At 38.6% G+C, this 20,669-nt stretch carries 16 protein-coding genes; 14 read left to right on the forward strand and 2 right to left on the reverse strand.

The annotated features are described in order from the left end of the window. Positions 1–349 precede the first annotated feature (349 nt). The 10 genes from NV377_RS10615 (at position 350) to NV377_RS10660 (ending at position 13,224) form a co-directional block, all read left to right on the forward strand. Positions 350–1,162, forward strand: coding sequence for a YwmB family TATA-box binding protein (locus NV377_RS10615; protein WP_258201196.1), 813 nt, complete (start codon positions 350–352; stop codon positions 1,160–1,162). Between the two features lie 119 nt (positions 1,163–1,281). After that, positions 1,282–2,835, forward strand: coding sequence for a glucose-6-phosphate dehydrogenase (gene zwf / locus NV377_RS10620; protein WP_258201197.1), 1,554 nt, complete (start codon positions 1,282–1,284; stop codon positions 2,833–2,835). A gap of 50 nt (positions 2,836–2,885) precedes the next feature. Next, the gene (locus tag NV377_RS10625; RefSeq protein ID WP_258201198.1) at positions 2,886–4,466 is read left to right on the forward strand and encodes a peptide chain release factor 3; all 1,581 of its coding nucleotides are present in this window, start codon (positions 2,886–2,888) and stop codon (positions 4,464–4,466) included. 232 nt (positions 4,467–4,698) lie between these two features. Further along, entirely contained in the window at positions 4,699–5,709 is a 1,011-nt protein-coding gene (locus NV377_RS10630) for a LacI family DNA-binding transcriptional regulator (protein WP_258201199.1), read from the forward strand. A gap of 30 nt (positions 5,710–5,739) precedes the next feature. Next, on the forward strand, positions 5,740–6,903 hold the full coding sequence (locus NV377_RS10635; protein ID WP_258201200.1) for a Gfo/Idh/MocA family protein: 1,164 nt from the start codon (positions 5,740–5,742) through the stop codon (positions 6,901–6,903). 62 nt (positions 6,904–6,965) lie between these two features. Further along, the gene (locus tag NV377_RS10640; protein WP_258201201.1) at positions 6,966–7,688 is read left to right on the forward strand and encodes a ThuA domain-containing protein; all 723 of its coding nucleotides are present in this window, start codon (positions 6,966–6,968) and stop codon (positions 7,686–7,688) included. A gap of 305 nt (positions 7,689–7,993) precedes the next feature. After that, positions 7,994–9,094 (forward strand): Gfo/Idh/MocA family protein, encoded by a 1,101-nt coding sequence (locus NV377_RS10645; RefSeq protein ID WP_258201202.1) that lies wholly within the window; start codon positions 7,994–7,996, stop codon positions 9,092–9,094. Between the two features lie 216 nt (positions 9,095–9,310). Further along, positions 9,311–10,504, forward strand: a complete 1,194-nt coding sequence (locus NV377_RS10650) for an amino acid deaminase/aldolase (RefSeq protein ID WP_258201203.1) — start codon at positions 9,311–9,313, stop codon at positions 10,502–10,504. Beyond that, entirely contained in the window at positions 10,501–11,814 is a 1,314-nt protein-coding gene (locus NV377_RS10655) for a D-arabinono-1,4-lactone oxidase (protein ID WP_258201204.1), read from the forward strand. The genes NV377_RS10650 and NV377_RS10655 overlap by 4 nt, the downstream gene beginning before the upstream one ends. Before the next feature lie 180 nt (positions 11,815–11,994). Further along, complete coding sequence (locus tag NV377_RS10660; protein WP_258201205.1) at positions 11,995–13,224, forward strand: alpha-D-ribose 1-methylphosphonate 5-triphosphate diphosphatase; 1,230 nt, start codon at positions 11,995–11,997, stop codon at positions 13,222–13,224. Here the strand turns inward: NV377_RS10660 and sspI are convergent. Next, entirely contained in the window at positions 13,221–13,463 is a 243-nt protein-coding gene (sspI, locus tag NV377_RS10665; protein WP_258201206.1) for a small acid-soluble spore protein SspI, read from the reverse strand. The genes NV377_RS10660 and sspI overlap by 4 nt on opposite strands. Before the next feature lie 171 nt (positions 13,464–13,634). Here sspI and NV377_RS10670 point away from each other — a divergent pair, with 171 nt between their 5' ends. The 3 genes from NV377_RS10670 to NV377_RS10680 all read left to right on the forward strand — a co-directional run bounded on the left by NV377_RS10670 (position 13,635) and on the right by NV377_RS10680 (position 17,261). Continuing rightward, complete coding sequence (locus NV377_RS10670) at positions 13,635–14,441, forward strand: TrmH family RNA methyltransferase (protein ID WP_258201207.1); 807 nt, start codon at positions 13,635–13,637, stop codon at positions 14,439–14,441. Between the two features lie 365 nt (positions 14,442–14,806). Beyond that, positions 14,807–15,811 (forward strand): HD-GYP domain-containing protein, encoded by a 1,005-nt coding sequence (locus NV377_RS10675; protein WP_258201208.1) that lies wholly within the window; start codon positions 14,807–14,809, stop codon positions 15,809–15,811. A 166-nt stretch (positions 15,812–15,977) separates the two neighbouring features. After that, positions 15,978–17,261, forward strand: a complete 1,284-nt coding sequence (locus tag NV377_RS10680) for a hypothetical protein (RefSeq protein ID WP_258201209.1) — start codon at positions 15,978–15,980, stop codon at positions 17,259–17,261. Positions 17,262–17,473: 212 nt separating this feature from the next. On the opposite strand, the gene NV377_RS10685 is transcribed toward NV377_RS10680, so the two are convergent. Beyond that, positions 17,474–18,268: an AraC family transcriptional regulator gene (locus tag NV377_RS10685; RefSeq protein ID WP_258201210.1), complete on the reverse strand. Its 795-nt coding sequence runs from the start codon at positions 18,266–18,268 to the stop codon at positions 17,474–17,476. A 118-nt stretch (positions 18,269–18,386) separates the two neighbouring features. Between NV377_RS10685 and bglX the strand changes: the two genes are divergently transcribed. After that, the gene (gene bglX, locus NV377_RS10690) at positions 18,387–20,561 is read left to right on the forward strand and encodes a beta-glucosidase BglX (protein WP_258201211.1); all 2,175 of its coding nucleotides are present in this window, start codon (positions 18,387–18,389) and stop codon (positions 20,559–20,561) included. Positions 20,562–20,669 lie beyond the last annotated feature (108 nt).

Consider the following 20,669-nt stretch of genomic DNA (forward strand, 5'->3'; position numbering starts at 1 on the left):
AGTAAGACAGGCTACGAGCAAGCTCGTCTGTCAGGACGAAGCAATGCTTAAAGAAATAAAGTCCAAGGTAGTAAGGTTTTAAGGTAGTAAGACAGGCTACGAGCAACCTCGCCTGTCAGGACGAAGCAATGCTTAAAGAAATAAAGTCCAAGGTAGTAAGGTTTTAAGGTAGTAAGACAGGCTACGAGCAACCTCGCCTGTCAGCACCAAGAAGATGACATGAAGCTAGAGAAATGAAGCGCGGAACGTACGTAATTGGTACGTGAGCACTGGAATAAACGATGAATGTCATCTTCGCAGTCGAGTATGCGACGAAGCTAATCATCGTGATCACAGGCGAGGGGGGATAATGATGGTCTATATGATGACACCTAAGGCAAAACCACAGAAACAATCTCGATGGAAATTAATTTTAACAGTATCCATCGTAGTCGTATTAATGTTATTTGCTTGGATGCAAGAAAAATCAACAGCTCAAGAAGCTAACCTGCAATCTGAGTTATCTGACTTGTCCTTACTATGGAAATGGAGCGATGAGCTACTATTAGATGGGGCTACTGAAGGTGACTGGTATTTGCGCTGGGATACAACATTATCTCAGGCAAGCTTTCAACTATTAACGGAGCAATTTTTCAAAGATACAAAAGGCTCACCTTTACCGAAAAACATTAGACATAACGGAGCAACAATAGATGGAATTGGATCATTCAAAGGTAGTCATTTGCAATTAAGTTCAATCGAGCAAATAAACGATAGCAATCCTACAATAATTTTATTGAAAATTGAGCAAGGTAGTATAGATAGATTTGCAAGTATGAAAACATATGTGAAGCAATTAAATGGACTAATTGTTGCTGAAGATCCACAAGCACAATTAAGTATGAAAGTTTTTGGCCAAGCTAAAAATGATCAAAGCTTAAAAACATTACAGAACTTATCGATCAGTAAGATCGTGGAGCAGTATGAAGATTCCGGAACAAAAAGTAGTACATTATTTACAAATAGTGTCCAAACATCTCGATGGGTCAATAATGGAAAAATGGCGAACTTACAATTATCAGAACACCACAGCAGCATAGACAATAAAGTGACAATAACTTTAGCAATTCCGCTTATTAGTGGGGAATTTGGTGAGATTATGGTCGGAAACACAACTAATTAGAAGTACTTAAGTTGTTTATTAGTAATTTTTATGAGAACTTCATGGCGAATTGAGGATGAATATGCTAAACTACATTACATGTAAATATGTATAAAAATTATAAAGAAAGAATGAGACATATGACCTACAATACTTCAATTGAATCTGTTTCACCAGAAGGCGTTATCTACTATTTGTTTGGTGCAACTGGAGATTTGGCGCGACGTAAGCTATTCCCGGCATTGTTCAGTTTATATAAAGAAGGAAAATTGTCGGAAAACTTTGCAGTAGTTGGCTTAGCTCGTCGTCCACGCACAAATGAGCAGTTTCGCTCAGATCTATATGATTCCATCAATGAATTCTGTCGATATAAAGCTGATGATCTAAATATGTGGAATCGATTTGCTGAACATTTCGTATATATGTCTCTTGATATTAACGATGTGGAAGGCTTCAAAGCTTTAGATGCGCTTTCTTCTGAACTTGATGAACAATTCGCTATTCCTGGTAATCGTTTGTTCTATCTAGCATTGGCACCGTCGTTGTTCGGACCAGTATCATTTAATATGCGTGATGGAGGCATGTTACAATCTAAAGGTTGGCATCGTCTAGTTATTGAAAAACCTTTTGGTTATGATCTACCATCTGCACAAGAGTTGAACAAACAACTTAACCAAGTGTTCAAGGAAGAAGAAATTTTCCGTATTGACCACTATCTTGGTAAAGAAATGGTTCAAAATATTCAAGTGCTTCGTTTCTCAAACTCATTCTTTGAGCCACTATGGAACAATAAGCATATTGCAAGTGTACAAATTACACTTTCTGAAACTGTTGGCGTGGAAGATCGTGGCGGGTACTATGACAAATCAGGTGCATTACGTGATATGGGACAAAACCATATGATTCAGATGCTGTCCATGATTGCTATGGAGCCTCCTAGCCGACTTGTTGGCGAAGATATTCGCGACGAGAAAGTTAAGGTTCTACGTTCATTACGTAACTATACATCTAGCGATGATGTTCGTAATAATGTTATTCGTGGTCAATATTCTGCTGGTAAATTTGGTGACAAAGCGTTGTTGGGATACCGTGAAGAGGATTCAGTAGATGATAGTTCAACGACTGAAACTTATTTCTCAGCAAAAGTAATGATCGATAATTTCCGTTGGGCAGGCGTACCATTCTACATTCGTACAGGTAAACGTCTACCAGTTAAAACTACAGAAGTTGTCATTGAATTCAAGCCTGTTGCCAATAATATTCTATTTGGAACAAAACATGACCTTGCACCAAATTTATTAGTTATTCGTGTTAATCCAATGGAAGGCATTTATATTAAACTAAATGCTAAGAAACCAGGATCTGACAATGAAGTGCAACCAGTTAATATGGAATTCTGTCAAAGCTGCTTAGTAGGTATTAATACACCAGAAGCATATGAGCGTCTAATTAATGATGCTGCACATGGTGATTCTACTTACTTCACACGTTGGGATGAAGTATCACATGCATGGGCATTTGTTGATAAAATCGCTCAAGCTTGGCGTGAAGAATCTAGTGATCTACAATTCTACCCTGCTGGATCTTGGGGTCCAACAGCTGCAGATGAGTTGTTAGCAAAAGATGGTTTCCACTGGTGGCCAGTAAATGGTCAAGAGGAAGATAACGTTATTTGGATTACAAATAGCCGTTAACATAAGAAGTTAGTTACTCCTGTACTAAGAGTAATGAAGGGAAGGCAAGTATGAGTCTAAGTAAAGAAATTATACAAGAAGTTGACAAGCGACGCACATTTGCAATTATCGCCCATCCCGATGCAGGTAAGACAACATTAACAGAGAAGCTCCTCCTATTCGGAGGAGCCATTCGTCTTGCTGGGTCTGTAAAGGCACGTAAGGCTAGTCGTCATGCTACATCAGACTGGATGGAAATTGAGAAGCAACGTGGTATCTCTGTTACATCTTCCGTTATGCAATTTGATTATTTGGGACATCGCGTTAATATATTGGATACACCAGGTCACCAAGATTTCTCAGAGGATACGTATCGTACATTAACTGCCGCTGATAGTGCAGTAATGCTTATTGACGTAGCTAAAGGGGTCGAGGCTCAGACTATTAAGTTGTTCCAAGTATGTCGTCAACGCGGTATTCCGATTTTCACGTTTATTAATAAATTAGACCGTGAAGGTAAATCACCATTTGATCTAATGGAAGAGCTAGAACAAGTACTTGGTATTCGTTCTGTACCTATGAACTGGCCAATTGGTTCTGGTCGTGAGCTTTGTGGTGTATATGACCGTATGAAAAACCAAGTTGAGCTATTCCAAGGAAAAGATCATACAACGATCGAAGTGAAAAAAGTCGATGATTATAATGATCCTATCATTCGTGAGATGGCTGGTGATTATCTAACAGATCAATTGATCTCTGATCTTGAACTATTAGACGTCGCTGGAGATGCATTCGATTATGAGAAAGTTCGTTCCGGTGAATTGACGCCGATCTTCTTTGGTAGTGCGGTTAATAATTTTGGTGTACAAACATTCTTAGATAACTTCTTGGACCTAGCACCAAAACCAGGTCCGAAACTAAGTCAAGAAGGTCCAGTTGAACCTTCTGATGAGAAGTTCAGTGGTTATGTGTTCAAAATTCAAGCGAATATGAACCCTGCTCACCGAGATCGTATTGCTTTCTTACGTATTTGTTCTGGTCGTTTCGAGCGTGGAATGTCAGTTAAGCATGTACGTAATGGTAAGACGATTAAACTTTCTCAACCACAGCAGTTTCTTGCTCAAGATCGTGATATTGTAGATGTTGCTTATCCAGGGGATATTATCGGTTTGTTCGATCCAGGTATATTCCGTATTGGGGATTCCTTATCCCAAGGTAAAGATATTGTATTCAATGAACTTCCAACATTTTCACCAGAAATTTTTGCTAAAGTTACTGTGAAAAATGCCTTGAAACAAAAGCAGTATCAAAAAGGTATCGATCAATTAACTGAAGAGGGTACGATTCAAGTATTCTATTCTGTAGGTAGTTTTAGTGAAATAATTCTTGGGGTAGTTGGTCAATTGCAATTTGAAGTATTCCAACATCGTATGTTAGCTGAATACGGAGTTGAGCTTCAACTTCATCGTATGACGTTCCAGTTTGCACGTTGGATCGTTGATGAGAAAATTGATGCAAGCAAATTCCGTATCAATTCTACACTTGTTAAAGATAAGAAAGGCAATTATGTTGCTCTATTTGAAAACGAGTATGCGATGCGTACGGCTGTTGATAAAAATCCGAATACAAAATTTTTAGAGATCGCTCCTTAGAGCGATCTTTTTTTTATTTACAGTATATGTGGCAACTTATATTATTAAAAGACATTATAAATTTTTAGAAACGATTGACAGGAAAACGATTACATGAAATAATGAACGCGTGTACATTATGAATATTTTTTTGACATTTGCATAACTAGTTAAGACATACCTTCGTAGAGCTCATCCTGTGCGAAGATGAAGCAGTAACAAGAAGTATTGAAAAGTTGGAGGAGGTTAATGAATGAGCAGGAAGGATGTTGCTAAGCTAGCAGGAGTATCCGAGGCGACGGTTTCACGCGTCATGAATAATGTCGGTCCAATAAAGAAACAAACGCGTGAGAAGGTCATGAATGCAGCCGCACAGCTTGGCTATGAACTTAATGCGCTCGCTCAGCAACTTGCCCGTCAAAAAAGTGGGAATATAGGAGTAGTGTTACCTTATGTTCCTAAAGTACATTTGTTCTCGACCTATTACTTTTCTGAAATATTAAGTGGCATAGCAGAGGTGGCAAGGAGAGCGAATGTTGATCTTCTTATGCTCTTCCAAGAGACATCTAATAAGAAAGATTATAGTAGATTATTTCGTTCTAAAAAGATCGATAGTTGCATCATACTAGGTGCAGCTGACACAGAGAATGAACGAGAGGCTTTACAGGAGCTAGAAGATAATCATTTTCCGTTTGTGATCATTAATCAAAAATTTCATGAAAAGCAATACGCATATGTAGATGGAGATCATGAAAGAGGAAGTTATGAGGCTGTAAATCATCTCCTTAATCGTGGTAGTGAAAAAATAGCGTTTTTGAATGGACCAACACAATTTTCGAATAGTGTAGACAGGCACAATGGTTACATACGTGCACTGACTGATCGAGGTATAAGTGTGGATCCCAGGTGGCTATATGAAGGAAATTATAGTCGGAAAAGTGGAATTGTTGCAGCGAGTTCATTAGCTGATTCAATTAAAGAAGGTCATATAGATGGAGTATTTGCAGCAAATGATCGAATGGCGATCGGTGTAATGGATGGATTAACTAACTACGGTCTTGAGGCAGGTAAAGATTATCGAATTATTGGTTATGATGATTCCGATGGGTCTCGCATTGTTTCGCCGAAACTATCATCCGTAGCAGTTCCGTTCTACGATATGGGCGTTGAGGCTGCAAGAATGCTACTAGAGCCATCCAAAGATCAGGAACAATTAGATAGTCGTGTTTTACCAGTAAAGCTAGTGGTTAGACAAAGTTCATAAAATAACTTGATATGAAGGGTGGAAATCAGTATGAATAAAGTTCGCGTTGGAATGGTTGGTTATAAATTTATGGGCAAGGCTCACAGTAATGCTTATCGTGTATTACCAATGTTCTTTCCGCAATCCGTTGCACCTGAGATGAAAGTAATATGTGGACGTGATCCTGTAGCTCTTGAGAAAGCAAGAGTACAATTTGGCTGGGAAGAGGCTGTTACAGATTGGAGAGAGTTATTACAACGAGATGATATTGATCTGATTGATATTAATGCCCCTAGTGATGCTCACAAAGAAATAGCTGTAGCTGCTGCTAAAGCAGGTAAACATCTTTTCTGTGAAAAGCCACTAGCACTAACTTTAGCAGATGCAAGAGAAATGCTAGAGGAAGCTGAAGCCGCTGGTGTGAAGCATATGGTAGGATTCAACTATCGATTTGCTCCGGCTGTTCAGTTGGCTAAGAAGTTAATTGAAGAAGGTAGAATCGGTCAGATCTATCATTTCCGTGGACAGTTTCTACAAGATTGGATTATGGATCCTCAATTCCCACTTGTATGGCGTTTGCAAAAAGAAATTGCTGGCTCAGGTTCATTGGGCGATCTAGGAGCTCATGTTATTGATATGGCTCGCTACCTTGTTGGAGAATTCCAAGAAGTTATCGGTATGAGTGACACATTCATTAAGGAACGTCCAATTGCAGAAGGAATGACAGGACTTAGTGCAACTGGTGGAGCAAACTCTACTGAAATGGGTCCAGTTACTGTTGATGATGCGACGTTAATTATGGCACGCTTTGAAAATGGGGCTTTAGGTAGCATTGAAGCTACTAGATTTGCAGGTGGACACCGTTGTACAAACGGATTTGAGATTAATGGTAGTAAAGGAAGTATTCGCTTTGACTTTGAACGTATGAATGAGTTGGAAGTATACTTCACAGATGATGCTGCCGATGTGCAAGGTTTCCGTCGCGTATTAGCTACAGATTCTGCGCATGCCTATATGGACGCATGGTGGCCAGCAGGGCATACAATCGGTTATGAGCATACGTTCACACACGAAGTCGTAGAATTAATGCAAGCATTTGAGGAGGATCGTCAACCAAGTCCTAACTTTGTAGATGGTGTAAGATGTCAAGAAGTGTTAGAGGCAGTTGAACGTTCAATAGAGGAACGCAGATGGGTAGCCATCAGTGAAGTATAGACAACATTTCCGTTTCAAAAAAACTGATATTATACAATACGAAAAATTTTAGGGGGATATTTATGAAGAAAGCTTTAATCGTTTGGGGTGGATGGGATGGTCATCAACCAGAGCAAGTGGCAGCACTATTCCAACAACAATTAGAAGAAGAAGGATTTCAAGTTAATGTTCAATCATCATTAGAAGCATTTGCAGATGCAGAATATTTGAAAAGTTTAGATCTGATTGTACCTGTATGGACAATGGGGGAGATTGATCAAAAGTTAGTTGATAATGTTTCTCTTGCTGTGCAAAGTGGCGTAGGGCTTGCGGGCTGCCATGGTGGTATGTGTGATTCCTTCCGCAAAAATGTAGATTGGCAGTTCATGACAGGTGGACAATGGGTTGCTCATCCTGGTAATGATGGTGTTCAATATACAGTGGAAATTAATAATAGCTCAAGCTATTTAGTCGATGGAATTAGTAATTTTGAAGTGTCTACTGAGCAATATTATATGCATGTTGATCCTGCGGTAGAGGTACTTGCGACAACTCGTTTCCCTATTGTCGACGGACCGCATGTGCTAAACAAAGCTGTAGATATGCCAGTTGCTTGGACAAAGCGATGGGGAGTTGGCCGAGTGTATTACAATTCTTTAGGTCATCAAGCGAATATTATGGAAATAAATGAAGTGAAAGAAATGATGCGTCGTGGTTTCTTATGGTGTGCTGAAGGGAAAGCTCTAGCACAATCTGGAGAGGCAGCTGCTGGTGCCTATACTGGGATGCAAGATAATCAACTATAAGAGATAGTTCATAAAGCAGACTTTGATGACGATGAGTGTGCTAGATTAGCTTAAGCGGCATCGAATCTGAAGCGAACTTGGAAAGTCCGGTACGCGTGTACCAATAACGTACACTTGCGTTTCCTCCTTTCGCAAGTAGCGCTTCATCTTCTCGGTCCTGAATGCCTGCTTTTTGAACCTTTATTGGAAGAGATAGTTCAAAAAGCAGACTTTGATGACGATGAGTGTGCTAAATTAGCTTATTTAACATCAAAAATGAACACTTTAATATAAAATGACATATTAGGATAAGGGTGACTACGGGAATGGATAAAATTAAAGTTGGAATTATCGGAGCGGGAAACATTAGTGGCATTTATTTAGAGAATGGTAGTAAATTCGATTCTATGGAAGTTATCGCTATTGCAGATCTAGATGTACCGCGTGCAGTTGAAAAAGCAGAACAACATGGAATTAAAGGTTACTCTGTAGATGAACTAATGGCTGATCCAGAAGTTCAAATGGTAATTAATTTAACGATTCCCCAAGCACACGCAAGTGTTAGTATTCGTGCTCTTGAGTCTGGTAAACATGTTTATGTAGAGAAGCCATTTACAGTAACTCGTGAAGAAGCAGAGCAAGTCATTGCAATGGGAGAGCAAAAGGGACTTTATGTAGGCAGTGCACCAGATACGTTTCTAGGTGGTGGACTTCAAACTGCAATCAAAGTGATCGAGGATGGTTGGATTGGAACTCCTATTGGAGCTACCGCATTTATGTTAACGGGTGGTCATGAGCGTTGGCATCCAAATCCTGAATTCTTCTATCAAGTTGGCGGCGGACCAATGTTTGATATGGGACCGTACTACTTGACAGCATTAGTTGCGATGCTTGGACCTATTACTAGAGTAACGGGCTCTGCTAACATTTCTTATCCAGAACGTACAATAACTAGTCAGCCCAAGCATGGAGAGAAAATTAAAGTTGAGGTGCCAACGCATATTGCTGGCGTATTGGATTTTGCTTGCGGTGCAATGGGGACGATACTAACTACATTTGATACGCCTGGTCAAAGTACATTACCGAGAATTGAAATTTATGGTAGTCAAGGTACTTTACTTGTTCCAGATCCAAATACATTCGGTGGAGAAATAAAAATCAACCGAGCAGGAGCTTCGGAATGGTCGACAATTCCTCATTTATTCAAAAACACAGAAAATAGTCGTGGATTAGGAGCAGCTGATATGGCAGCAGCTATTCTTGAAGGACGTAGTCATCGAGCTAGCGGTCAATTAGGTTATCATGTTCTTGAGGTCATGCACGGCATTCATGATGCAGCTGCTGAAGGAAAACATTATATTATGAAGAGTAGTTGTGAGAAACCAGCCCTTCGCCCACTTGATAAACGTGACTTTCAAATTATGTAACAGCAACGATATTACAACAAACATATAATACTTACTAAAAGCCTATTTCAATGGAATATTTGAGGTAGGCTATTTTACATAGGAAATTAATTATTTAAGAGATGTGTACCATATTGTGAGTATTTAAGATGTAAAATAAAATATTGAAGGAAAATGGGATATGTCGAAGAATATTACAATATAAATGAATTGTCATACGTAGAAAGGGGATGTTATATGCTTTCTCCTCAATATGAACAATATAAGCAGACGTTCAAAAGTATTGAAAAGCCGTTTGCTTACATTAATCTTGATCTGCTGGATGCTAATATGAAAGCGATTTCTTTAGCGGCAGGTAGTAAAAAAATACGTGTAGCAACGAAGTCTATTCGCAGTGTAGAAATACTTAATCGAATAATGAATGCTGATCAAGTATTCCAAGGGCTGATGTGTTTTACAGTTAAAGAAGCTACATTTCTTTTGAAGCATGGTTTTGATGATATATTGCTAGGCTATCCGGCATGGGATGAGAAAGACATCACTTCTTTAATTTTGCAAGCAGGCGATAACAAGTTAGTAACCTTTATGGTAGACTCACTGCATCATGTAGAACAGTTACAGAAGATTGCCGATCAATGTAAGTGCCAGGTTAGAATTTGTCTAGATATTGATATGTCGGTGAAGTACCCATTTCTACATTTTGGAGTAAGGCGCTCCCCGATTGTATCTTGGGAGATGACTAAGCCTATCGTTGAAAGAATTATTCAATGTCGCTCATTAACTTTAGTCGGAATTATGGGATATGAGGCACAAATTGCTGGAGTAGGCGATCAGGTAGAAGGTCAATGGCTAAAAAATCAATTAATTAAAGCACTAAAACGGAATTCTATTAGAGAAGTAGCTAGAAGACGGGCGGAAGTACTTCAAGGAATTTCTAAATTAGGAGTACAACTTGAATTTGTGAATGCTGGTGGAACTGGTAGTTTAGATAGCTCATGTCTAGAAGAAGGCGTATCAGAAATTACGGTAGGGTCAGGATTTTACTCTCCAGTACTATTCGATAGTTATTCAAATTTCAAATACTTGCCAGCAGTAGGGTATGCTGTCGAGGTAGTGAGAAAACCAATGAAACATATCGTCACTTGTTTAGGCGGAGGATACACTGCCTCTGGGGCAGTGGGGGCAGATAAGTTACCAACACCACATCTCCCATATGGATTGAAACTATTGTTGCAAGAAGGGGCGGGTGAGGTTCAGACCCCACTTCGTTGTCCTAAGAATATGCATCTAGAGATAGGAGATCCTATATTTTTCAGACACGCCAAGGCAGGGGAATTATGTGAGCGCTTTTCTAAGTTATATGCGGTAGAAGGTAATGTCATTGTGGATGAATATTCAACCTACCGAGGAGAGGGAGAGTGTTTCTTATGAGTAACACTACTGTCTATCGAAAAAAATGGAGTAACTGGTCAGGTACTGTTAATACGGCCCCTGAAAAAATTGTCTACCCACGTACAATAGAAGAGGTGGCTTCTATTGTAATGGCTTGTTCAAACGAAAGTAAATACATAAGAGTTGTTGGATCTGGTCATTCCTTTAGTGCTGTTGCAGCATCTGATCAAGTGTTAATGTCATTAGATGAGATGCAAGGGATTGTCAATGTTAATAGAAGCGAATATACGGCTACGGTCTGGGCGGGTACGAAGTTAAAACTTCTTGGAGAGCTACTTTATGCTAAGGGGCTCGCCCAGGTAAATCTAGGAGACATAGATTTACAGACTATCGGGGGTGCAATCAGTACAGGTACACATGGCACTGGTAAGCGGCTTGGTTCGATCTCTACTCAAGTAGTAGGGATTACTGTAGTGAATGGACTTGGAGAGATTATGGAATGTACGGAGGAGTCACATCCTCAATTATTTAAAGCGTTGCAAATCTCCTTAGGGTCGCTTGGAATTATTGTACAAGTGAAATTAAAATTAAAAGCATCTTATTTACTTGGATACGAGAGTATGAGAATGCAACTTGATAACTGCTTGCCGCAAATGTCTCAATTGGCAGAGGAAAATCGGCATTTTGAGATGTATTGGTTTCCATATGCTAATACTTGCCAAGTGAAAATAATGAATGAAGTTAACTTTTCCACACCGGAGACTCCTTTAAGAGATTATTTTAACGAACACATTATGGAAAACTCATTATTTGGTGCACTATCAATGCTTTGTAAATCTATGCCATCGTTAACCAAGACGGTGAGTCGTCTGAGTGCTTCTAGTATCCCAGTTACGACAAAAGCAGCTTATAGTCATAAAATTTATGCGACAAAGCGAATGGTTCGCTTCAATGAAATGGAATATAATGTGCCAGCAGAAGCGTTGGAGGATGTCATTCGTGATATGCGTAAAGCTATGGATAAACAAAACTTTCATGTTCATTTTCCCGTCGAATGTCGTTATGTAGCTAGTGATAATATATGGCTTAGCCCATCATATGAGAGAGATTCAGCATATATTGCAATTCATATGTACCGAGGCATGCCTTACGAGCAATACTTTAATGCGATGGAAGAGATTTTTTTGCATTATGAAGGAAGACCCCACTGGGGGAAAATGCATTCACTTAAAGGAACTCAACTGCAAAAACTCTACCCTCGATGGAATGATTTCATTGCAATTCAATCTGAAATGGATCCACAACGTATATTATTAAGCCCTTATATGCAACAACTTTTGCACACGTAAAAGTATTAGACTATCCAAGTTATCGCGGGATAGTCTTTTTTTGAGCCATTAAGTCGAAACATGAAAAATTATGTAGAATAAACTGTAAGTTTAATACAAATACTGGTTAAAAACGACTTATTCAAATATAATAAAAATGTATTTAAATTGTAAAAGTAGTAAAAAAGTACAGGAGGCAATATGAGAACAAAATATACTGAGGAATCGACGATATCGCGAAATAATGATTACATCATTATTCATCAAGGAAACGTAGTCACCGAGGTTGAGACTGTTCAAGCTTCTATAGTGATACATCAAGGTTTAATTGAACAACTCATAACAAGTAAAGATCATTTAGAAAATTGGTTATTAGAACATCCAGAAGCTCAAATCATTGAAGCTGCTGGACATTATGTATTACCTGGCTTAATAGATATTCATTGTGATGCAATAGAAAAAGAAGTTCAACCGAGACCAAATACATTATTTCCATTAGAACTATCATTATTAGAATTTGAACGAAAGCTACCTCTTCATGGTATTACTACGATGTATCATTCATTATCTCTCGGAGTAGGGCTAAGTTTACGCGGTGTACATCTCATGACTGAGCTTGTTCAACTTATCCATCGCTATAATACTGAACGAGGGATTGTTAGAAATCGTGTGCATTTACGGTTTGAAGTATCTTATCATGCAGGTTTGCCGATTGTAGAACAATACATTAGAGAGAACTTTATTCACTATTTATCTTATATGGATCATTCACCTGGGCAAGGACAATACCGAGCACCTGGCTCATTTGAAAAGTATGTAATGAAAAATCAAGGAGTAACTTCTGATGAAGTAAAAACTATAGTAGATGAATTAATAGAGCGAAAAAACGAAGTAGATTGGGATCATCTGAAGGAGTTAGCTTTACTAGCAAATACGCGTAATATTGCTGTTGCGTCACACGATGATGATACGAATGAGAAGATTGATCAAGCGGTCCAAAGTGGGGTAACCGTTAGTGAGTTTCCAATAACATTAGAAGTAGCCCAATACGCAACGAAGAGAGGGATGAAAGTATGTGTAGGTGCTCCAAATGTCGTGCGTGGTGCTTCGCATGATAATAATTTGAAAGCAGTAGAAGCAATACAACATGGGGCGGCTCATATTCTTTGCTCCGATTATCATCCATCCTCCATACTTCAAGCAATATTTAAGTTAGCTAACGATGAAGTTTTACCACTTCATGAATCAACGAAACTAGCAACATTGTATCCAGCAGAAGCGATGAAAATATCTCATCAATTTGGATCTATTGCTGTTGGCAAAGCGGCCGACATTATTATTGTCGACCACTTTCACCAAATCCCCTTCGTACAAACAACGCTCGTTAATGGAGTGAATGTATATCAATCAAATCCATTTATACAGTGCTAATATGATGGAGATGCAGTTGTAGAATTATTGTCCGATTGCAGATGGTCGAATAAGGTATTCAACATTGAAGATTGAAGTGCTTCATTAGAGTCTTTCCAGATAATCTCGAATAGCACACCTAATCCAGGTAATGCTCGTTCGTCAGCATCTACGGAGTCTGTAATTGTCTCATTTAATTCAGCTTTGCTGTTGTCTTGAACACGTTGAATAATAGCTTGTCTTAGATCGAAATTTTGCATACGAATAGTGCCTCCCATAAGTTTTTCATTATTTTTTCGAGTCGAATTGATGAGAATGAATACAACATCGATGTCTATTGTTAAATTTGACTGCAATAGCTTTACTCTTCCCAGTTAAATGGGGTATCATTCAAGTTATTGATCAAATTTGTAGAAGGTATGTGAATTTACATGACGAGAGAACATTTATTACTTTCATCCGTTGCGAATGAGCGTGTAAAGCTATGGTCATCCTTGCTTGAGAAGAAGCATCGTGATCGTCAAAATATGTTTATTATAGAGGGTATTCATCTCATTAAAGAAGCAGTAAAATCTGGCGTTGCAATAGAAGCTATTGTATACGATGCTGATCGTGGATTACCTACGGAGATTTCCACAATAATGGAACAAGTGCCAAGCTACACGGAATGGTATAAAGCTTCTAAGCAAGTGATGTCGAAGTGTACAGGTACGGAGTCTGCCCCACCGATCTTTGCTGTATTAGGAAAGTTCAAAATTTCTGAAGAAGCATTGTACGAGAAGAATGGTCTTGTCGTAGTATTGGATGGCGTGCGAGATCCTGGTAATGTAGGCACGATTATTCGAAGCAGTGATGCTGTCGGGGCTAATGCAGTCATTTTAGGAAAAGGATGCGTTGATCTATATAATCCTAAGACCGTACGTTCGACGATGGGATCGTTATTCCATATTCCGATTGTTGAAGGGGATCTAATACCGTATATTCAGAAGGCAAAGGAACAAGGTATTCATATTGTAGGGACAAGCTTGCAAGCAACGGATAATTGCTACAGTTATAATTGGCAAGATGGATCGTGGCTAGTTATGGGGAGTGAAGGAGATGGTCTTTCTAGCGAAGTAGAAGCGCTAGTGAATAAGACGATCATTATCCCAATGGAAGGTAATAGCGAGTCGTTGAATGTAGCTATGGCAACGACTGTATTGTTATATGAGGCGTTAAGACAACGGAAGTTTAACTAGCAAGTCATTGTTTTAACGAACATATAATTGCTGTCTACTGACATAAATAGCTGTCGTTGGTCAAATAATTGTACCTACAAAAAATCACTATAAATAAATTCGTGAAAGACTGGAAGCTGGTCGGGGTTAATCTTCAACCATGCTCTAGTCTTTTTTTCTTCATGTTAAAGACCTTCTCAAATATTCCTCATAATCTAGCATAAATAATTTATGAATAAGTAAATGAAGTTGAACTTTTTAATATCCTCCTAATAACATCACTAATATTCATATTTGTGGAAATAATTATAGTTGTAATGATAACTTTATAAAGAAATATATGGTAATATAATAAAAAAGCACCATTATAATGGGGGCATAATTCATTGGAACATCTTATAGGAAAGAAAATAGAAAGTGATATTATAAATGCGTTTGGAATTACTATTGTTCCTGCCAAATCTATTCTTAATTATGAAGCTATAAGGTTAATGAGTAATCATCAAATAGATATTAACTCTATTGTTTTCGCATCTAATGAAAATAAAAATGTTCAATTAAGCAATATTTTTCAACAAACAGTTTCAAAATCAAAAGAGTTATTCGAATCTATAACAATATATCGTAAAGTTCCTTTGTTGGAAATTAGAAAAGAGATTCTTCCGACCATTCATGATATGGCGAAACATCCAGATATTTTTGAATTATTTGAGGCGATCAAAGCAAAGGATGACTATACGTATCAACATAATATCGGTGTTGGTATATTATCTACGCTTATTGGTACATGGTTGAATTTAGATAAATCTGAATTATCCATTTTATCATTAGCAGCCACTTTACATGATGTTGGTAAAGTGAGTATTCCGATAGAGATTTTAAATAAGCCAGGAAAACTAACTGATAAAGAATTCGATATCGTGAAAAAGCATACGATCTTCGGATATGATTTGCTAAAAGGGACGACCGGATTAAGTCCTAGAGTTGCACGTGTTGCGTTGCAACATCACGAGCGTGAAGACGGAAGGGGATATCCATTAGGATTGAAGAAAACGAATATTGAACTATTTAGTTCGATTGTCGCCGTTGCTGACGTTTTTCATGCGATGTCCTCTAAGCGCCCCTATCAGGAACCAATCCCCTTCCATGAAATCGTTAGTCAAATGGGACATGGGAGATTTGGCGAGCTGAATCCACAGATTGTATCGTTATTTCTTGAAAATATGATGAAAAGAACTGTAGGGAAACAAGTTGTGTTAACAGATGGAAGATTAGGAAATGTTGTAATGTTAAACCCTCATAGAATAGAAACACCGTTAATTAAAATTGATAATTATTTCGTAGATTTAAGTAAAGAGGAAGGTTTACGTATTAGCGAGATAGTCGCATAGAGCGAGTTGCAGAGCCGATCGATTTTGGGAGTTCCTCCTGATTTTCGTTAGGCTCGTTTCAATCCAACCTCGAATAATTCTTTTTTTGGAATTTCGCTTCCTGTGAAATGACACGAATTATTTATTAACAAATTATCAATATAAAATGTAAGTGAGGTATTAATATATGGATTCAAAGTTAATGGAACTCATTGATTTCACGAAAAGAAAATTTGGATTAGATAACTATTACTTGGAAAGACATAGATTTTATCGAAATATCAATATGTTCAATGAAACCGTATACACACTTTGTATGGAGTGGTTTCCTAATCATGAAACTGTACAAGAGGATGATGGTTCGAATCCAGAAGGTACAGCTGTTATTGAGATAAGAGTTGATACTCGTAAGGTTGAAAGGGTTATTTTTGTAATGGGTAAGACATACGCAAAAGACGGGATTACATTTGCCAATCTCAATACAAAAGACATCATAAAATGGATTGAGCAAGAAACAGGGCTCACTTATGAGGAGCAATTTCAATTACATAAAGAAGGAGCGGGAAAACTCTCTTTTAGGGATTGTGTAGAAGGGATTTCCATATATCCAGCTGGATGGATTGAAGTTAAGTTTGACAGTGAAGGGAATCTCACACTTTTCTCAGTCCATAGTCATTTTCCTTCTAAAGAATTAGTTAAACTTGAAAAATATACACTTTCCCTTGAAAGACTAGATCATATAGTAATGGAGCAATTGAAGCTGATTGAATTTCCTCTATATGAACAAAAAAGACTATTGCCTGTTTATGCAATGGAAGAGGTATATGTTACAAATGATGGATTATCGACGATTCCATTTGAAATAAATGCGAAAGTAAGGTCGTATTTGGAAATCAATAAAAAGATTTATTGGGATAAACCAAATAATGAACAAACCAATAAACCATTTAATAGAAAAGATATGAGGTGGAATGAAGATATTACAGCTGAACAAGCATTTGTATGTGAGCCAAGCCCTGATTCATTACCAATCACAGATATGGAACAAGAGAAATGTATAAGTGCAGTGAAAGATTTTTTAAGTTTGGAGTACCCGAATGATACTGGAAAATGGATAATAAAAACAATGTATCGTGATAAAGGCAGCATTCTTGTAACATTGAGACTTATTACTCAGCATAATCTTGTCTTTCAGAGAAAAATAAATGTCATGATTGATACAAATAGCCTTCAAGTAATTAATTATATGGATAATCAAACCCAATTAGATAGTATTGATAAATTCCGAAAATATGATGCAGTAAAAATAACGAAAGAAGAAGCTTATGAAAAGATGAAGGGATTGTTTGAGTTAATACCTTATTATGTGTATGACTTTGAACAAAAACAATATATTTTATGCGGAAAATTAGATAGTCAATATGGGGTGAATGCAGAAAACGGTGAAGTCATTTCATTAGATGAATTATAGATTTAATGATAGTTTAACCTTTGTCATTACAAGGTCGTTTATTAAAAATAGAGTGGGAGAGAGCCAGCGACATAGGCTTCTCTCTTTTCTTTTACCAACGGTTTTCCTGATTCATTATGGATAGAATACAGCCCAATCTAGCAAGACTTTCACCTGTTCGTTTCGCAAGTGTTGACTTGAAATCTTCATTCGAAGATTTAATTCTATCATTCTCATGTCTTTTCTTCTGTCTTTTGCTTCCGATACGCTCCAGGAGCTATTCCATAATAACGTTGAAAAACGCGATGAAAGTATGTATAGCTTCCGAACCCGGTTTCTTCGGCAATACGTTCGAGTGTAAGTGGACTTTTGCCCATTAATTCAAGCGCCATTGCAAGTCGCACCTTCTGAGCATATTGCATAATAGACATCCCGAATTCAGCTTTGAATAACTGAACGGAGCGGGACACACTAAGTCCTGCATGTTTGGCGGCATCGTCTAAAGTGAACGGGATTGGAGCATTTTCTTCAATGTAATGTTTTATTTTATATGAGAGCAGTTTCGGACCGGAAGTATACGATTTTGCTTCATCTATAGCTCTATCAAGTAAATAACATAATGCTTGCATCAGAGAATCTACGAGTGCTAAATTGCCTCCGTCAAGTCTTCTCTTCTCTAGTATTAGCTGCTGCCAGATAGCGGCAATTCTGCTGTTCTCTCCAATTTTTGTCTTGTGCGGTCTTCGTTGCAGACTCCACCATTTATCAATCCAGTCCCCACTGCAAATGACGTAATAATCACCGCTTGGACCAAGCTCGCCAATTTTAAGATCATATATGTCGCCGGGCGCGAACAAAAGTAGATCGCCAGGTTCAATGGTATCTGTCTGTCCCGAAATCAATGCTTGGCATGAACCTTCAGTCTGTAGTCGAAAGATATAGGTTTTAAGACCAGTTCTATAGGTATCCCTATATGGAGTAGTATGGTACATAAAGGCGCAATAATCCAACTTTATTTGAGACTGCATAATATCTTTACCTCCTTATAAATAAGCAGATCGTATAGGTTTATCATTAGTTTGTTTCTACACATACCCATTCGTTTCCTTCATAATTATGTGTAAAAGATTAAAGGAGATGTTTCAGTTGATAGCAAAGAAAAATTTATTTTCGTCAGAAATCAAGGAGAAAGTTCAATCGTTGATTTCTGAGATGACGTTAGAAGAGAAAGTTGGCCAAATGTCGCAATTTGATTGGGGATTTCATGCCATAAATCCGGATGCCGGTGGTGAAATTAATCTGATCATGAAGGAACTCTTAGATAAGGGTATGCTGGGCTCGTTGTTTAATTTATCTGGAGTTGAACAAGCAAATACATTGCAACAGCAAGCGATTGAAAGGTCTCGTCTTGGAATTCCTATGATTGTAGGGAGAGATGTTATTCACGGTTACCGTTCAGTTTTTCCTATTCCACTCGCGCAATCGGCAAGCTGGAATCCAGATCTAATTAGAAGAACAGCATCAGCCGCGTCCAAGGAAGCGGCGTCTGACGGTATTTCTTGGGTATTTGCTCCGATGATCGATATTACGAGAGATCCAAGATGGGGAAGAATCGCCGAAACTATGGGAGAAGATCCCCATCTAGGTGAGATTATGGCTGAAGCATGGGTTGATGGTGCGGAAGTGCTAGATTCTGCTAATGAAAGCCTTTCTGTTGCAAGCTGTCCGAAGCATTTTGCAGGATATGGATTTGCAGAATCAGGCCGTGATTACAATACGGTAGATGTATCTGATAGAGTGTTACGTGAAGTGATTTTACCTCCTTTCCGTAAGGCTGTGGATGCAGGAGCACTAAGTATTATGGCATCATTTAACGAGGTAAATGGAGTTCCAGCATGTGCCAACCATTATTTGCTTACGACAATTTTACGTGAGGAGTGGGGCTTTGAAGGTGTTCTCGTTAGTGATTACAACGCACTGGGAGAACTTATTACACATGGAGTTGCCAAAGATGCGGAAGAAGCTTGCGAAATCGCCATTAAGGCGGGTACGGATATGGACATGCATTCAGGAATTTACTATAAATATTTACCGAAACTAGTCCAAGAAGGTCGCGTTGATGAAAGCTTAATCGATGCAGCCGTTGGGCGGATATTGGCGTTAAAGATTAAGCTTAAATTGTTCGACAATGCACAAGTTAATCCCGATCTGAACCAAAGTGTTATATTGTCTGAGGAGCATGTATCTTTAGCTCGCGAGGCTGCAAGAGAATCTATTGTTTTGCTGAAAAATGACAATGATACACTTCCTTTGACCAAACAATTAAAGTCGCTAGCTGTTATTGGACCACTAGCAACGAATATAAACGATCCATTAGGTTGTTGGGCAGCTGACGGTAATCCAGACGATGTCGTATCATTGCTTGATGGGATTAAAGCGAAAATATCACCAGACACAGAGCTTCTATACGCGGAAGGTTGCGATATAGAGAGTGAAGACGAGAACGGATTTGAACAGGCGCTGGCAGTAGTTGCTCAAGCAGATGTAACCATTATCGCTGTAGGGGAAAGTAAAATTATGAGCGGTGAAGGAAACTCCAGATCTGAGCTTGATTTGCCTGGAAAACAACGCGAGCTAGTGGAAGCAGCTATTAAGCTCGGCAAGCCAGTTGTCGTAGTTCTGTTTAATGGGCGTCCGTTGACGACGGTTTGGCTGGATGAAAAGGCTACATCTATTGTAGAGGCTTGGCACCTGGGAATACAAAGCGGTAATGCCATTGCAGACGTGCTCTTTGGAGATTATAATCCAAGTGGTAAATTGACGGCAACATTCCCTAGAAGCGTTGGTCAAATCCCGCTTTATTATTATCGAAAAAATACGGGTCGCCCTCCAGGTGGCGTCTACTCTTCAAGATATGTTGATGCTCCAGTACAGCCGTTATATCCATTCGGGTATGGTCTGAGCTATACGAAATTTGAATACAACAATCTTGTTATAAGTTCGACTAGTATTAGCAGCTCAGATTCCGTATCTGTTTCTGTAGACATCACGAATACTGGTAGCTACAACGGTGATGAGGTTGTTCAGTTATACATTCGGGACTTAGCTGCAAGTGTAACGCAGCCGCTTAAGAAATTAAAAGGATTTTCGAAGATTAGTCTACTTGCTGGTGAGACGAAGACAGTGACATTCACAGTAACACCTTCTGATCTTGCGATCATCGGTGTAAACAACAGTCTGACTGTTGAGCCTGGTAGTTTCCAAGTGATGGTTGGATCAAATTCAGAGGATGGCTTGATCGGAGAATTCGTAGTTCGATAAGTAAGTATACGTATTATCATTGCGTTAATAAGTTCAATAAAGAGGCTCCCCTTGAGGTTGACAGGTGCATTAATAAAACCTGTCTGCGTACAAGGGGAGTTTTTTATG

Source organism: Paenibacillus endoradicis (genome assembly GCF_024721975.1).

Coding starts and splice junctions, on each gene's coding strand:
- NV377_RS10645 (WP_258201202.1), top strand. CDS start 7,994: ATGGATAAAATTAAAGTTGGAATTATCGGAGCGGGAAACATTAGTGGC.
- NV377_RS10625 (WP_258201198.1), top strand. CDS start 2,886: ATGAGTCTAAGTAAAGAAATTATACAAGAAGTTGACAAGCGACGCACA.
- NV377_RS10670 (WP_258201207.1), top strand. CDS start 13,635: ATGACGAGAGAACATTTATTACTTTCATCCGTTGCGAATGAGCGTGTA.
- sspI (WP_258201206.1), bottom strand. CDS start 13,463: ATGCAAAATTTCGATCTAAGACAAGCTATTATTCAACGTGTTCAAGAC.
- NV377_RS10655 (WP_258201204.1), top strand. CDS start 10,501: ATGAGTAACACTACTGTCTATCGAAAAAAATGGAGTAACTGGTCAGGT.
- NV377_RS10650 (WP_258201203.1), top strand. CDS start 9,311: ATGCTTTCTCCTCAATATGAACAATATAAGCAGACGTTCAAAAGTATT.
- NV377_RS10630 (WP_258201199.1), top strand. CDS start 4,699: ATGAGCAGGAAGGATGTTGCTAAGCTAGCAGGAGTATCCGAGGCGACG.
- NV377_RS10640 (WP_258201201.1), top strand. CDS start 6,966: ATGAAGAAAGCTTTAATCGTTTGGGGTGGATGGGATGGTCATCAACCA.
- NV377_RS10660 (WP_258201205.1), top strand. CDS start 11,995: ATGAGAACAAAATATACTGAGGAATCGACGATATCGCGAAATAATGAT.
- zwf (WP_258201197.1), top strand. CDS start 1,282: ATGACCTACAATACTTCAATTGAATCTGTTTCACCAGAAGGCGTTATC.
- NV377_RS10615 (WP_258201196.1), top strand. CDS start 350: ATGATGGTCTATATGATGACACCTAAGGCAAAACCACAGAAACAATCT.
- NV377_RS10685 (WP_258201210.1), bottom strand. CDS start 18,268: ATGCAGTCTCAAATAAAGTTGGATTATTGCGCCTTTATGTACCATACT.
- NV377_RS10680 (WP_258201209.1), top strand. CDS start 15,978: ATGGATTCAAAGTTAATGGAACTCATTGATTTCACGAAAAGAAAATTT.
- NV377_RS10635 (WP_258201200.1), top strand. CDS start 5,740: ATGAATAAAGTTCGCGTTGGAATGGTTGGTTATAAATTTATGGGCAAG.